Genomic DNA, 12,819 nt, shown 5'->3' on the forward strand with positions numbered 1-12,819 from the left:
CGTCAACCCAGCAGTACCACCTTGCCCTTGTTGTGCCCGCCAGCGAGCCAGGCATGTGCCTGTGCCGCCTCCGGCATGACGAAGCAGCGATCCAGCGTCAGCCGGATCTTGTCGGCAGCCAGCCGCGGCAGCAGCCAGGGCCAGAGCGCGCTCGACAACGCGGCCTTGCGTTCCACCAACAGCGCACGCAGGGTCGAACCGATCAGCCGCTGGCGCTTTACCAGCAACACGCCGAGGTTGGCCTGCGCCTCGCTGCCGCGCAGCAATCCGATCAGCACGATGGTGCCGTCCCGATTCAGGCAGGCCTGGTTACGCGGCAGGTAGTCACCGCCGACGGTATCGAGGATCAGGTCGGCACCGCCCCAACTCTTGATTGCGCCGACAAAGTCCTCGCAGTGGTAATCGATAGCAAGCTCGGCGCCGAGCTCGCGGCACCAGGCGCATTTGTCCGGCCCGCCGACCGTTGCTGCTACGCGTGCACCGAGCGCGTGTGCCAGTTGGATGGCTGCGGCGCCAACGCCGCTGGCACCGGCATGGATCAGCACGCGCTGACCGGGCCGCACCTGCCCGATATCGACAAGATTGAGCCAGGCGGTCAGCCACGTTTCCGGCAAGCTTGCCGCTTGTTCGTCACCGAGCCCCGCGGGCTGCGGTACGGCAAGCCGTGCGTCGAGCAGGCAATACTCGGCATAGCCACCGCCAGCAACAAGGCCGAACACCTTGTCGCCTATGGTAAATCCGGCCACACCATCGCCGATGGCAGCCACCTCGCCTGCAACCTCCAGGCCCAGTATCTCCGACTCACCCGCCGGCGGCGGGTACTGCCCCGCCGCCTGTACCAGGTCCGCACGATTGACCCCGGCAGCTCGCACGCGCACCAGCAGTTGTCCCGGGCCCGGCTCGGGCTGCGGCGCTTCACGCCAGATCAGATCGGCGCCGGCAGCGGTCTGGGTGATTGCGTGCATCGTCGCCATTCAGGTCTCCGAAATGCCGGCCATGGTTTCATCCACCGACTGGTGAGGCAGCGCCAGGTATTCATGGCTCTGCATCTCGGTCAGCCGGCTGGCAGTACGGAAGAATTCGCTCGCCTGAGGACCTTCGACATAGAGCTGATCCACCGGCACCGCGGCCGACAACACCAGCTTGACCCGGTGATCGTAGAACACGTCCACCAGCCAGGTGAACCGGCGCGCCGGATTGGACTGCGCAGCGGTCAGCTGCGGCAGGTTGGCGATGATGACCGTGTGGTACTCACGCGCCAGCTGCAAATAGTCGGCCTGGCCGCGCCCGTCGCCGCACAGCATGGCGAAATCAAACCAGATTACGCCCGGAGCATGTCGCTGCGCCTTGAGCTTGCGGCCCTGCACCGTCAATGTGCGCTCGAGCTCACGACCGGTCGCAATCGCGTCGAACAGCGTGGTCAGCTCGCGCTCCGCAGCAGCATCGTGCGGCATCAGGTAGGTCCGTGCCGCGGTCAGCGTACGCATCCGGTAGTCGGTGCCGCCATCGACGTTCAGCACGTCGAGCTTTTCCTTGATCAGCGCGATCGCCGGCAGGAAGTTGGCGCGCTGCAGGCCGTTGGGATAGAGGTTGTCCGGCGCATAGTTGCTGGTTGCCACCATCACCACGCCGCGCGTCAGCAGTTGCTCCAGCAAACGCCGCAGCATCATGGCATCGGCGATGTCGGAAACATGGAATTCGTCGAAGCACAGCACGCGCACGTTGCGCGCCCAGCGCTCGGCCACCTTGACCATCGGATCGCTCACGCCCTGCAGCTTGCGCAGTTCGGCATGCACTTCCTGCATGAACTGGTGAAAGTGCAGCCGCTTCTTGCGCCGATACGGCAAACCGGCGAAGAAGGCATCCATCAGGAAGCTTTTGCCGCGCCCTACCCCACCCCACAGATAGAGCCCCTGCGGCAATTCAGGCTGCGGCAACAGCGTGCGGCCGAACCAGCGGTTGCGCTTGCGCTTGAACTCGACCAGCGCGTGCCACAGCGCATCGAGCCGGGCGATCGCGGCGGCTTGCGCCTCGTCCCGGATGAAGCCGGGCGAACCGGCAAGACTGTCGTACCAAATTTGTGGGCTAATGCCCGTATTTGAGGGGATCATTCGTAGTTGAGAAATGTTTTCTACAAAAATCGGAAATCAGGAGAGTTGCAGTAAAATCCCTCGAATCAGGAAAAAAGGTATTTTCAAACTTTATGAAGAAAAATTATATCGGGTTATTCCTGCTGATTGGACTCTGCTTTTCTACGGCACAGGCTTGGGACGGAGAGCCTGGCCCCATAGAACCTGGGAGTGAAGGTGAACCCGTTTATTTCACCCCTATCGACCCCGAAAAACCCAAGCTCGGCGTCGAGTACTCCGCAGTACAAATCGCAGAATTCAGCGCTAGCGCCGTTACTCAGTTTCTCGCTGAACGCCGCAGCTTCGGGATTTTGGCATATACGAAACCCAACTACATTCGGAGCTTCTTGTACGCACCGCTGGAAAAGTACTTCCGCAGTGAAGAAGCGTTAGGAGCCAAACTGCCAGCGAATTATAGATCAGCAATCGATGATGGGGTTGCAGAGGGAATAAAGCGTTCAGAACAATAAAAATAGAAAACCCCGGTAGTCCCGGGGTTCTCACATCGAACTACGCCAACGTATTACAGGCTCGATGCTTCCGCAGCCAGGTATTCAGCCACGCCCTTGGCATCGGCCTTCATACCCTTCTTGCCCTTGTTCCAGCCAGCCGGGCAGACTTCGCCGTGCTCTTCGGTGAACTGCAGCGCGTCGACGGTACGCAGGGTTTCATCGATGTTGCGGCCCAGCGGCAGGTCGTTCACCAGCTGGTGACGCACGACGCCGGACTTGTCGATCAGGAAGGTGCCGCGGAAGGCGACGCCATCGGCCGACTCCACGTCGAACGCCTTAGCGATTTCGTGCTTCACATCAGCGACCAGGGTGTAGCCGACCGGGCCGATGCCGCCCTTGTCCACCGGGGTGTTGCGCCATGCGCTGTGGGTAAACTGGCTGTCGATCGACACGCCGATCACTTCGACATTGCGCTTCTTGAACTCTTCCAGGCGGTGATCGAAGGCGATCAGTTCGGACGGGCACACGAAGGTGAAGTCCAGCGGATAGAAGAACACCACGGCATATTTGCCCTTGATGGCGTCTTGAAGGTGGAATTGGTCGACGATCTGACCGTTGCCGAGGACGGCAGCGGCGGTGAATGCGGGAGCTTGTTTGCCAACGAGGACAGCCATGGTGATCTCCTGGGGTACGGACGGTTTGGAAAAGGCGTCGGCAGGCTGGACGCCCGCCGGATCAGAATAGGCGCGCTAAAGATAGACGCTCGCCCGGCACCCGTCCAATAAGGAAACTTCATATGGCCCATAGGTGGTCGCTATGAAGCGCGAAACGGATTGTCAGCTTACATTGAAGCGGCCATGATGGAGCATGCACGACCGAGGGAGGAGTCATCACATGGACAAGATCAATAGCGTGCGCCGCGCCCTGCTCGGCTTGGCCTTGGGCGCCGTGGCGCAATGGGCTCTCGCCGCCTCGCCTGACGACCCCGTCACCATCCTCACACAGCAGGATGTGTACAACGACTACCAGCGTTTCATCGGCAACCGCAATCCGTTGACGCTGACCGATTTTTCCGGAGAAGGCTCGCGCCGCGATGTGGTCGAGGTGGTGCTGACCCAGCAGGCGCTGCAGCTGGGCGGGCTCAAACGTCCGGTCAAGCTGGTGAAGGTCGATCACAGCAGCGATTCATACAGCCGCTATCTGCGCGAGATCACCTCGGGCACCGCCACGCTCGGCGGCAATACCGCCTGGTTGATCGACCTGGATGCCATCAAGGACAAGGTCTACATCAGCCCGCCGTTGATCGCCCAGGGCGAATTCGAGGCGGGTCTCTATACCTCCGCCGACAATGCCAAGGCGCTGGCCGCCAATGATCTGCCCAAGGTGAAGAAGCTCACCGCCGTGGTCGCTGAAAGCTGGCGGCCGGATGTCGCCACGCTGCAGAGCCTCGGCATGGCCAACGTTCTGCTGACGCAGAGCTGGGAATCGATGGTCGGCATGGTCTCCAAGCGCCGCGCCGACGTACTGCTGGCGCCATTCCAGCCGACGCCGGACATGGCCTTGCAGATCGGCAGTGTGCGCTTTCTGCCCATTCCCAATGTCAAGGTCGGCCTGCAGGGCTCGCGCCACCTGTTCGTCAGCCGCCTCGCGCCGCACGGTGCCGAAGTGGCCAAGGCCCTGGAGAAAGGGCTACTCATCCTGCGCGAGCGCGGCGTGCTCAGCCGGGCCTATACTGAATCGGGCTTCTACAACACCCGCACCGACGACTGGAAGAAGCTGAACTGACCGCCACGGCGGCACAATTGAAAAAGGCCGGGATCAACCCGGCCTTGTCGTTTGTGCGGCCTGCCTCAGGACTGCAGCGTGGGGCTGGGCATGCCGATGTGGTAGCCCTGTAGATAGTCGACACCGATCTCGCGCAGCACTTCGACAATGGCCTCACTCTCCACATACTCGGCAATGGTCTTGCGGCCCATGGCGTGTGCAATCTCATTGACCGCAATCACCATGTGCCGGCTCACGGCATCGTCGACCACGTCGCGAATCAGGCTGCCGTCGATCTTGAGGTAATCCACCGGCAGGTTCTTCAGGTAGGTGAACGACGAGAAACCACTGCCGAAATCGTCGAGCGCGAAACGGCAACCGCGGGCACGCAAGGCATCGATGAACTGCGTCGACTCCTGGATATTGGCAATCGCGCTGGTCTCGGTGATCTCGAAGCAGATGCGCTGCGGCGTCACGCCCGAATGGTCGAGCCGCTCCATCACGAAATTCAGCGTCTGCCGGTTCAGCGACTTGCTCGACAGGTTGACCGACAACATGGTGCTGGCCGGGCAGCCCTGCAGCACGTCGATCGCATGGGCGATCACCCAGCGATCGATGGTTGCCATCAGATCGTAGCGCTCGGCGGCCGGAATGAAGGCGCCCGGCGAGATCACGCGGCCATCCTCGTCCACCAAACGCAGCAGCACCTCGAAGTGCGGCTCGCCGCGCGCCGGGTCGGTGGGCACGATGGGCTGGAAATAGAGCCGGAACCAGTCCTGCTCTGCCGCCTGGCGCAGCGTGGCCAGCAGTTGCAGTTCGTTGTGCCGCCCTTCCAGATTCTCGGCCGAGCCGCGATACCAGGCGAAGCGGTTACGCCCCGCCTCCTTGGCGGCGTAACAGGCCACGTCTGCCCGGCTCATCACATCCTGCGGCGCGCACATCTCGCGATCCATGCGCACGAGCCCCATCGAGCCCGTCACCACGAAGGGCCGATCGCCCCAGACGAAACGGTACTGCTCCAGCGCCAGCAACACGTTCTGCGCCAACTGCTGCGCATAGCGCTCGTCGGCGTTCTCGACCAGGATGCCGAATTCGTCGCCGCCAAGCCGCCCGACCAGCACGCCTTCGGGCAGGTGTTCGCGGAATTTCTGTGCCAGCTGCCGCAACAGCTCGTCGCCCGCCTGGTGGCCGCAGGTATCGTTGACCAGCTTGAACTGGTCGAGATCGAGCTGCATCACCACCCGTGCCTCACCGTATTCCTGCACCAGATCGCGCGCGGTGGCGAGCGCGGCCATGAAGCCGCGGCGATTGGTCAGGCCGGTAAGCTCGTCGTGCATGGCCTGATAGGCCAGCCGCGCGGTCAGTGCCTCGGCAGCACTGATGTCGTGCAGCGCCACCACATAGCCCATGCCGCCGCCGGTATCGCCGATCGGCACGATGGCCATCTCGACGCGATAGTGTTCGCCGTGGCGGTTGGTGATGGTGGTCTTGACGGCACCCGGTGGCAATGCACCGGTCTGTGCCAACTGCAGCAGCGAGGCGAAATCCGCCTCGCCGGTATCGTCAAGTGTCACCACGATCTCGGTGATCGGCCGGCCGCGCGCTTCGGCGAAGGTCCAGCCGATCAGCTTTTCAGCTGCCGTATTGAGCAGCTTTACCCGGCCATCGGCAGTGGTGGTGAGGATGGCGTCGGCCACCGAGCGCAGCGTGACCTCCGCCAGCTCCTTCTCGCGCAACATCGCCTGCTGCGCCTCGTCGCGCTGGGCGTTGCCGATCTGCAGGTTGCGCCGCATGGTGTTGATGGCGTCGGTCAGCGTCTGCAGCTCGTCCTCGCCAGCGCGCTCGCGCGCCAGCACCAAGGGCGCAGTCAGCCGCTCGTAGTTGAAGCGGCGGGTGTAGTCGGCGATATGGCTGAGGTGGCGCGCAATCAGCCGGTGGTAAAGCCAGAGGAAGGCCAAGCCTGCCGTCATCATGCCGGAGCCCAGCAGCAGCAGCATGCGTCCCAGCTGCGACACCAGCTGCGCCTGCAGGCCATCGAGCGTATTGACGAGCTCCAGCTCGCCGAGCGGCACGTTCTTCTGCGTCAGCGGATGTTCATATTCGACCGTATAGCGCTTGCGGATCATGGTCGAACGCGAGTCGGGCAAGTGCCCGACCTCGTAGCGGGTACCGTCGGGCTCGACGAGCTCTGCCCAACCCACCACCTTGGTCTGCAGCAGCGAATTGAGCTGGGTGCGCACCGCCTCGGTATTCACCAGCCACAGATTGACGGCGAGCTGCGGCCGCACGCTGCTAGACAGCCGGTCGAGATCCGCCTCGAGCCGCTGCAGGCTGCGTTGGTATTCGATGCGCACCAGAATGATGGTCAGCGAGGCGGTCACCAACAGGCTGACCGCGATCACCGCAGCCACCATGCGCCAGGCAAGGCGGTTTTCGCGGTAGAACTCTCTGGCGCGGCGAAGGAGATTGTGCAGCACGTTGCCCGGTGATCCGAATCATGGTTTTGCATTGCAGGATAATCGGTGGGCATCGCTGGCACAAATCGTAATGCACGTGGATGCATCGCGACATCCGGCAGGCCAGCGCGGCCGGACGTCCGATTGCGTGACCGCGCCCACCCAGCGGTTCGGCGGGGGCGAACGGCGGCGGGCGACGCGGTACAATCGCGCCACGCGCCCCACGAATGGCGCTCCAGACCTATAAACCGGGAGGAGTCATGAAAACCATAGGCTTAGCTGCCACCCTGCTCGCCGCGCTGCTACTCAGTGCCTGCGAGCCCACGCCGGATCCTTCGCAGTCGCAGGCGCAGTCAGCGGCCGTGCAACCCACTCTGCCAGAACCCGCGCAACCCAACCCACTGCTCGACAGCGCACCACCGGTATTCCTCGCCGTGGTCGGCGATTGCGGCAAGGTGTTGTTCGAAGGCGACACCTCAATGAGCGCAGCGGACTGCTTGGTCACAATCCGCAAACGGGCCACGGAAAAGGGCTTACCGGAGCTGACCGACGCTCAGCTCGGCGACATCAACATTGGCCATCGCTGGCGCTTCGAGCAGGAAAAAATCAAGCGCGAAGCAGCGGGTAAGTAAAACCGTAGAGATGGGCGGCGTTGAACAGGAAGTGCAGCGCAATCGCCGCCTCCAGCCGCCCACTCCACAGATAGGCAAGCCCGTAGCAAGCGCCGGCTACCGCGGCAAGCAAGGCGTAAACCACACCTCCACCGAAGTGCGCCAGACCGAATAGCGCCCCCGCTACACTGCACGCCAGCAATGGCTTGCCCCAAGCCAAGGTCAGCCGGCGTTGCAGATAGAAGCGGAAGAACGCCTCCTCCGCCACACAGGTGATCAGCAAGTTGCACAGCGCCCACAGCCAGGCCCATCTCGGCCAGCCGGGCACCAGCGCGATCAGTCCTGCTGCCCATGCCAGCCCCAGCACGCCCGCCAGTACCACTGGCAACACTAGCAAGCGCCGAGACCAACTCCAGCGCTGCGCCCGGGCAAACGCCCAAGCAGGGCCACCCAACAACACCAGCGCAATCAGCACCTTGTCGAGGTTGAGATAGAGGTCGTAGGGCATGCTGTACGCACTGGCCTGCACTCCATCCAGCAACAGCGGATTGCGCACGCCGGGCCAGACATGGATTGCCGCGCTGACCGCCCAGATCGTGAACAGCAGGTGCCAGACCCAATGCGGTCGGCGATCCATCAGGCTTCGCAAGAGCCAACCCGCCATCGCCATCGGCACGATCCACCATGCCAGCCAGCCGCCAGCCAGCGCAATCGCCAGTGCCACCAGGCCCAGCACGACGACAGCCGAGCCACGCCACCACAATGCCGCCGCGGTGGCCCCGACCGGGACAGCCAGCCAATACGGATCCATGCTCCGCTCCAAACAAAACGCCCCGCACAAGGCGGGGCGTGATGACCTGATCCGGAATTACTGGATCTTGGCCTTCTTGACCAGATCGTCGACGTACTGTTGCACCTTGCGGCCTTGCAGCTCGCGCTGCAGTTCCGGCTTCACTTCGTCGAAACTCGGACCCTTGGCATCGCGCACGTCGTCGAGCTTGATGATGTGCCAGCCGAATTGCGACTTCACCGGCTCGGACAGCTTGCCCTTCTGCAGTTCCTTCAGCGCATTGCCGAATTCCGGCACGAAGGAGTTCGGGTTGGCCCAACCGAGATCGCCGCCGTTCTGGCCACTGTTCTTGTCGATCGACTTTTCCTTGGCGATGTCATCGAACTTCTTGCCCTTCTTCAGATCGGCCAGGATGTCCTGTGCGGTCTTCTCGTCGGCAACCAGGATGTGGCGTGCCTTGTATTCCTTGCCCGAGAAGTTGACCTTGATGCGGTCATACTCTTTCTTCAGGTCGGCTTCGGAAACCGGGTTGGCCTTGACGTAGTCATTGATCAGCGAGCCGACCAGCACTTGCTGGCGCGCGAGATCGAGACGGGTCTTCACGTCGGCATTCTTTTCCAGGCCCTTCTTGGCGGCTTCCTGGGCCAGTACTTCATTGCGAACCAGCTCTTCCTTCACCTTGGCACGCAGTTCCGGGCTGTCCTTCTGGCCACGCTCGGTGACCTGCTTCACGAAGAAGTCCGCACGGTTGTCCGGGATGGCCACGCCGTTCACGGTAGCGACCGCAGCGACTGCACCGGTGGCAGCCAGGGCCAGGGAAACGGCAACAACGATTTTCTTGGTTTGACGCATTATTGCTTGGTCCTTCTCGGGAAAGTGCAGCTGAACTGCGGTTGATTCGATTCAGAATTCGTCCGGGGTCAGCGCCCGGATCTGCAGCGCATGGATGCGTGACGGAATCAGGTCGGCCAACAGGTTATAGATACGGCGATGGCGCGCCAAGGCCGTCTGACCGGTAAAGACAGCCGACACCACCGTGAGTTCGAAGTGCCCGCCGCCACTGGCAGCACCGGCGTGGCCGGCATGCGCAGCGCTGTCGTCGTGTACATCGAGCGATTCGGGTTCGAGCACGGCCAAGCGTTGCTGGATTTCGGCAATCAGCTCCATCACGGCAGCACGTGCTTGAATGGCTTCACCGTCACCGCTTGGTACACACCGGAGACGCGATACGGATCCGCCTCAGCCCAGGCCGCGGCGTCGGCCAGCGAGGCGAACTCGGCAACGATCAGACTGCCGGAAAAACCGGCCGGGCTTGGGTCGATGCTGTCGACGGCCGGAAACGGACCCGCCAGAACCAGCCGGCCTTCGTTCTTCAGCGCGTCTAGCCGCGCCAGATGCGCCGGCCGCTGTGCCAGACGGTCGGCAAGGCTCTCGGGTTTGTCGGTAGCCATGATGGCGTACAGCATCACTTGTCGTCCGTCAGCGGCTTGGTCGGTGCGTCATCCTGCAGGTGGCGCGACAGCATCAGCCCCACACCAACCATGAAGGCCAGCGTCAGCCCCAGCGTGCCAAAGGTCTTGAATTTGACCCAGGTCTCTTCGCTGTAACTGAAGGCCACGAACAGGTTGATCACGCCCATCACCGCAAAGAAGGTGACGAAGGACCAGGTGACACGACTCCAGATCGGTGCCGGCAACGACAGTTGTTGCCCCATCACCACCTGGATCAGATCCCTGCCCTTCCACAGCTTGGCCACGCCCAGTACCAGGGCAAAGGCCCAGTAGAGGGCGGTGGGCTTCCACAGGATGAAGGTCTTGTCATGTAGCAGCAGCGTGGCGCCGCCGAGCACTGCGATCAGGCCGAAGCTGATCCACAGCGTGAGCTCCACCTTGCGCCAGCGCAGCCAGGAGAAGACCACCTGCAGCGCCGTCGCGGCAATCGCCACGCCGGTGGCGACATAGAGATCCTTGGTGGCGATGTAGACGCCAAAGAAAATCAGGATGGGGAAGAGATCGAAGAGAAACTTCATTGGGCAGCGGGACCGATGCGATGGCGCATTATGCAGCGCGCCCTGTTGCGAATACAAGGCAGTACCACCGGTCGCAAAGCGCAAAAAAAAAGCGCCATGCGGGACATGGCGCTCAATTACCACTGGAGATACACGAAGCATCAGCTTGCGGAACCCATATTGCGCGCCATCCGGCCCGGCCGCCTTGACCGGGATCAATTTTATTTCTGGCTTTTCAAGAATATTTGAAGGAACTGCTGAGCGACCATGAATGAACAAAATTTCATCATCGCGGGGAATGGGGAGGTGGCGAGCCTGACCCCCGGCACTGGCATCAAAAGCTGTGGCTGCTTCCTTCCGGACCTGACCAGGTTCACCTTCTAGCCATGCGGGGAGACCCGCCGTAGAGGAGTGAAACTATATCACGTTTGCCTCAACCCGCCTACGCTGGCGTGCGATCACCGGCCACACAGGTCTCGAAACGCTGGCGTAGCATCGCCAACGGCTGAGGTTGCGCCAACAGCCAATGCAGCTTCACCAGCGCCGCCTCGGGCGTCATGTCGCCACCGCTCCACAAACCCGCTGCTGCCAGCGCGTTGCCGGCCGCGTATTGCCCCATGGCGACCGTACCGCGCGGGCATGCGGTCAGATTGACCATCGGGATACGCCCAGCCAATCGGGTCAGCACCTCGAGCAAGGCCGGGTGCGCCGGCGCGTTGCCGCTGCCATAGGTAGACAGCAGCAGCCCATCCGGTGGCGATTGCCGCAACTGGGCGGCCAGCCAGTCGGCATTGCATCCAGGCGCCAATGTCAGATGCAGCACACGCGCATCGGCCGCCAGCGGCTGTAACGGCTCGCCAATCGTCAATGCGTTGCTGGTCATTGCCAGTTGCCACCCGCCAGCCTCAAACACCGCGAGCGCCGCCGCGTTCGGCGCGGAAAATGCGTCCAGTGCGTCGCAGTCCATCTTGCGCACCCGGGTAGCCGGCCACAGCCGACCGGCGAATACGACGCCGATGGTGGCCTGATGGGCAGATTCCAGCCATGCCAGTGCGGCCGCCACGTTGCGCGGCGCATCGCTTTCGGCTGCGCCCCATGGGCGCATGGCGCCAGTCAGCAGCACCGGCTTGCCCAGCCCTTGCAGCTGATAAGCCAGGGCCGCCGCCGTCCAGGCCAGCGTGTCAGTACCGTGCAGCACCAGAAAACCGTCGTAGCCTTCAGCGGATTCGGCAACATCCTGTGCGATCCGCACCCAGTCTGCCGGCGTCATGCTGCTGGAATCGAGCAGCTGCACATATTCGTGGACGTCGACATATGGGTATTGCCGCATCAACTCACCGGCGAGCCAGCCAGGTGCCGTTGCCAGTCCGTGCGGGCCGGGGCGCATGCCGATGGTACCGCCGGTATGGATCACCCTGATGCGCATGGCCTTGCCTCTCGGTAGGCCAGTGGCGGCCTGTCTGGTTACAATCGCGGTTTACCTTCAAGCCCCACGCCATGACCATCGTCGACAATCGCAAGGCCTTTCACGAGTACTTCATCGAGGAACGCTACGAGGCGGGCCTCGTGCTGGAAGGCTGGGAAGTGAAGGCGATCCGTGCGGGCCGCGTGCAGCTCAAGGAAGCCTACGTCAATTACGCCAAGGGCGATTTCTGGCTGCTGGGCGCACACATTTCGCCGCTCGTCACCGCCTCCACCCATATCAATCCCGACCCGGTCCGCGCCCGCAAGCTGCTGCTGCATCGCCGCGAAATCGACAAGCTGGCCGGCCTCGTCGCCCGCTCCGGTTACACCGTCGCAGCGCTCAACCTGCACTACACCAAGGGCCGCATCAAACTGGAAGTGGGGCTCGCCAAGGGCAAGAAGCTGCACGACAAGCGTCAGAGTGAGAAGGATCGCGAATGGCAGCGCGAGAAGCAGCGCCTGGTTCGCGACACCGCCAAGCGTGGCTGAATATCAGCGCGTAGCGTCGTCGTCGAGGCCTTCGCCGATTTTGCCTTCCTTGCCGGAAAACAGGTCGCGGATGTTCTGATGATGGCGTGCGATCAGCAGCACGGAGATCGCCAGCGTCGCCCATAGATAATCACGCTCCGGCATCAGCCACGCCGTGAGCAGCGGCGCCAGCACCGCAGCGGTCAACGCGGCCAGCGACGAAATTTTGAAGCCTTTGGCGATCACCAGCCACACGACAAGCACCATCAGGCCAACGCGCCAATCGAGCGCGATCAGGATGCCGGCCGCCGTCGCCACACCCTTGCCGCCGCGAAAACCGAAGAATACCGGCCAGAGATGGCCAATGAAGGCGGCAAGCGCCACCAGCGCGATATCGCGCACCGACAGGCCAAGCCGGGGCGCCAACCACAGCGCCAGAAACACCGCCAGCCAGCCCTTCAGCGCATCGCCGAGCAAGGTCAGCAATGCGGCCTTCTTGTTGCCGCTGCGCAGCACGTTGGTGGCACCGGGATTACCCGAACCGTAAGTACGCGGGTCGGCCATGCCCAAGGCGCGCGATACGATTACGGCAAAGGAAAGTGATCCGATCAGATAGGCCGCCGCGATGGCGATTAGCGGTGTCATTGCAAAATCCACTACAATCGAGTGCTCGGCAT

At 62.6% G+C, this 12,819-nt stretch carries 16 protein-coding genes and 1 other RNA gene; 5 read left to right on the plus strand and 12 right to left on the minus strand.

All coding sequences use genetic code 11. The features are described 5' to 3' along the window. Positions 1-2: 2 nt before the first annotated feature. Together FLM21_RS15010 and zapE are read right to left on the minus strand one after the other, a co-directional pair. Positions 3-965, minus strand: a complete 963-nt coding sequence (locus FLM21_RS15010; RefSeq protein WP_148716345.1) for an NAD(P)H-quinone oxidoreductase — start codon at positions 963-965, stop codon at positions 3-5. 9 nt (positions 966-974) lie between these two features. After that, positions 975-2,111 carry a cell division protein ZapE gene (gene zapE / locus FLM21_RS15015; protein ID WP_187359922.1) on the minus strand — a complete coding sequence of 379 codons (1,137 nt, stop codon included), beginning with the start codon at positions 2,109-2,111 and terminating at the stop codon, positions 975-977. Between the two features lie 92 nt (positions 2,112-2,203). Here zapE and FLM21_RS15020 point away from each other — a divergent pair, with 92 nt between their 5' ends. Beyond that, positions 2,204-2,599, plus strand: coding sequence for a hypothetical protein (locus FLM21_RS15020; RefSeq protein WP_148716346.1), 396 nt, complete (start codon positions 2,204-2,206; stop codon positions 2,597-2,599). Positions 2,600-2,652: 53 nt separating this feature from the next. Here the strand turns inward: FLM21_RS15020 and FLM21_RS15025 are convergent, their stop codons facing one another. Then, entirely contained in the window at positions 2,653-3,255 is a 603-nt protein-coding gene (locus FLM21_RS15025) for a peroxiredoxin (RefSeq protein ID WP_148716347.1), read from the minus strand. Positions 3,256-3,475: 220 nt separating this feature from the next. Between FLM21_RS15025 and FLM21_RS15030 the strand changes: the two genes are divergently transcribed. Next, the gene (locus FLM21_RS15030) at positions 3,476-4,366 is read left to right on the plus strand and encodes a hypothetical protein (RefSeq protein WP_148716348.1); all 891 of its coding nucleotides are present in this window, start codon (positions 3,476-3,478) and stop codon (positions 4,364-4,366) included. A 65-nt stretch (positions 4,367-4,431) separates the two neighbouring features. Here the strand turns inward: FLM21_RS15030 and FLM21_RS15035 are convergent, their stop codons facing one another. Next, the gene (locus FLM21_RS15035; protein ID WP_148716349.1) at positions 4,432-6,822 is read right to left on the minus strand and encodes an EAL domain-containing protein; all 2,391 of its coding nucleotides are present in this window, start codon (positions 6,820-6,822) and stop codon (positions 4,432-4,434) included. Between the two features lie 206 nt (positions 6,823-7,028). Here FLM21_RS15035 and FLM21_RS15040 point away from each other — a divergent pair, with 206 nt between their 5' ends. Beyond that, positions 7,029-7,433: a hypothetical protein gene (locus FLM21_RS15040; protein WP_148716350.1), complete on the plus strand. Its 405-nt coding sequence runs from the start codon at positions 7,029-7,031 to the stop codon at positions 7,431-7,433. Here FLM21_RS15040 and FLM21_RS15045 read toward each other — a convergent pair. The 5 genes from FLM21_RS15045 to FLM21_RS15065 are packed head-to-tail and all read right to left on the minus strand — an operon-like array spanning position 7,408 to position 10,231. Continuing rightward, positions 7,408-8,223: a CPBP family intramembrane glutamic endopeptidase gene (locus FLM21_RS15045; RefSeq protein ID WP_148716351.1), complete on the minus strand. Its 816-nt coding sequence runs from the start codon at positions 8,221-8,223 to the stop codon at positions 7,408-7,410. The genes FLM21_RS15040 and FLM21_RS15045 overlap by 26 nt on opposite strands. Positions 8,224-8,280: 57 nt before the next feature. Continuing rightward, on the minus strand, positions 8,281-9,054 hold the full coding sequence (locus FLM21_RS15050; RefSeq protein ID WP_148716352.1) for a peptidylprolyl isomerase: 774 nt from the start codon (positions 9,052-9,054) through the stop codon (positions 8,281-8,283). 51 nt (positions 9,055-9,105) lie between these two features. After that, positions 9,106-9,369, minus strand: coding sequence for a BolA family protein (locus FLM21_RS15055; RefSeq protein ID WP_148716353.1), 264 nt, complete (start codon positions 9,367-9,369; stop codon positions 9,106-9,108). Further along, positions 9,369-9,668, minus strand: a complete 300-nt coding sequence (locus FLM21_RS15060; RefSeq protein ID WP_148716354.1) for a YciI family protein — start codon at positions 9,666-9,668, stop codon at positions 9,369-9,371. The genes FLM21_RS15055 and FLM21_RS15060 overlap by 1 nt, the downstream gene beginning before the upstream one ends. Beyond that, a complete protein-coding gene (locus FLM21_RS15065; protein ID WP_148716355.1) occupies positions 9,668-10,231 on the minus strand; it encodes a septation protein A in 564 nt (187 codons plus the stop codon). Before FLM21_RS15065 ends, FLM21_RS15060 begins: the two co-directional genes overlap by 1 nt. A gap of 30 nt (positions 10,232-10,261) precedes the next feature. Between FLM21_RS15065 and FLM21_RS15070 the strand changes: the two genes are divergently transcribed. After that, positions 10,262-10,459: a hypothetical protein gene (locus FLM21_RS15070; protein WP_148716356.1), complete on the plus strand. Its 198-nt coding sequence runs from the start codon at positions 10,262-10,264 to the stop codon at positions 10,457-10,459. 56 nt (positions 10,460-10,515) lie between these two features. On the opposite strand, the gene ffs is transcribed toward FLM21_RS15070, so the two are convergent. Together ffs and FLM21_RS15080 are read right to left on the minus strand one after the other, a co-directional pair. Beyond that, an RNA gene (gene ffs / locus FLM21_RS15075) (signal recognition particle sRNA small type) lies at positions 10,516-10,613 on the minus strand. A gap of 39 nt (positions 10,614-10,652) precedes the next feature. Then, positions 10,653-11,636, minus strand: coding sequence for an asparaginase (locus FLM21_RS15080; RefSeq protein WP_148716357.1), 984 nt, complete (start codon positions 11,634-11,636; stop codon positions 10,653-10,655). Positions 11,637-11,707: 71 nt separating this feature from the next. On the opposite strand from FLM21_RS15080, the gene smpB reads away from it, so the two are divergent. Beyond that, positions 11,708-12,163, plus strand: a complete 456-nt coding sequence (gene smpB, locus FLM21_RS15085) for an SsrA-binding protein SmpB (RefSeq protein ID WP_148716358.1) — start codon at positions 11,708-11,710, stop codon at positions 12,161-12,163. 3 nt (positions 12,164-12,166) lie between these two features. Here the strand turns inward: smpB and plsY are convergent, their stop codons facing one another. After that, positions 12,167-12,787 carry a glycerol-3-phosphate 1-O-acyltransferase PlsY gene (gene plsY, locus FLM21_RS15090; protein ID WP_148716359.1) on the minus strand — a complete coding sequence of 207 codons (621 nt, stop codon included), beginning with the start codon at positions 12,785-12,787 and terminating at the stop codon, positions 12,167-12,169. Positions 12,788-12,819: the final 32 nt, after the last annotated feature.

This window comes from Chitinolyticbacter meiyuanensis, assembly GCF_008033135.1.
Taxonomy (GTDB): Bacteria; Pseudomonadota; Gammaproteobacteria; order Burkholderiales; family Chitinibacteraceae; genus Chitinolyticbacter; species Chitinolyticbacter meiyuanensis.

Excerpts from the sequence above, each read along its gene's own strand:
- FLM21_RS15010 (WP_148716345.1), bottom strand. The coding sequence starts at position 965 with ATGCACGCAATCACCCAGACCGCTGCCGGCGCCGATCTGATCTGGCGT.
- FLM21_RS15060 (WP_148716354.1), bottom strand. The coding sequence starts at position 9,668 with ATGCTGTACGCCATCATGGCTACCGACAAACCCGAGAGCCTTGCCGAC.
- FLM21_RS15030 (WP_148716348.1), top strand. The coding sequence starts at position 3,476 with ATGGACAAGATCAATAGCGTGCGCCGCGCCCTGCTCGGCTTGGCCTTG.
- FLM21_RS15040 (WP_148716350.1), top strand. The coding sequence starts at position 7,029 with ATGGCGCTCCAGACCTATAAACCGGGAGGAGTCATGAAAACCATAGGC.
- FLM21_RS15025 (WP_148716347.1), bottom strand. The coding sequence starts at position 3,255 with ATGGCTGTCCTCGTTGGCAAACAAGCTCCCGCATTCACCGCCGCTGCC.
- zapE (WP_187359922.1), bottom strand. The coding sequence starts at position 2,111 with ATGATCCCCTCAAATACGGGCATTAGCCCACAAATTTGGTACGACAGT.
- plsY (WP_148716359.1), bottom strand. The coding sequence starts at position 12,787 with ATGACACCGCTAATCGCCATCGCGGCGGCCTATCTGATCGGATCACTT.
- FLM21_RS15080 (WP_148716357.1), bottom strand. The coding sequence starts at position 11,636 with ATGCGCATCAGGGTGATCCATACCGGCGGTACCATCGGCATGCGCCCC.
- FLM21_RS15050 (WP_148716352.1), bottom strand. The coding sequence starts at position 9,054 with ATGCGTCAAACCAAGAAAATCGTTGTTGCCGTTTCCCTGGCCCTGGCT.
- FLM21_RS15045 (WP_148716351.1), bottom strand. The coding sequence starts at position 8,223 with ATGGATCCGTATTGGCTGGCTGTCCCGGTCGGGGCCACCGCGGCGGCA.
- FLM21_RS15020 (WP_148716346.1), top strand. The coding sequence starts at position 2,204 with ATGAAGAAAAATTATATCGGGTTATTCCTGCTGATTGGACTCTGCTTT.
- FLM21_RS15070 (WP_148716356.1), top strand. The coding sequence starts at position 10,262 with ATGCAGCGCGCCCTGTTGCGAATACAAGGCAGTACCACCGGTCGCAAA.
- smpB (WP_148716358.1), top strand. The coding sequence starts at position 11,708 with ATGACCATCGTCGACAATCGCAAGGCCTTTCACGAGTACTTCATCGAG.
- FLM21_RS15055 (WP_148716353.1), bottom strand. The coding sequence starts at position 9,369 with ATGGAGCTGATTGCCGAAATCCAGCAACGCTTGGCCGTGCTCGAACCC.
- FLM21_RS15065 (WP_148716355.1), bottom strand. The coding sequence starts at position 10,231 with ATGAAGTTTCTCTTCGATCTCTTCCCCATCCTGATTTTCTTTGGCGTC.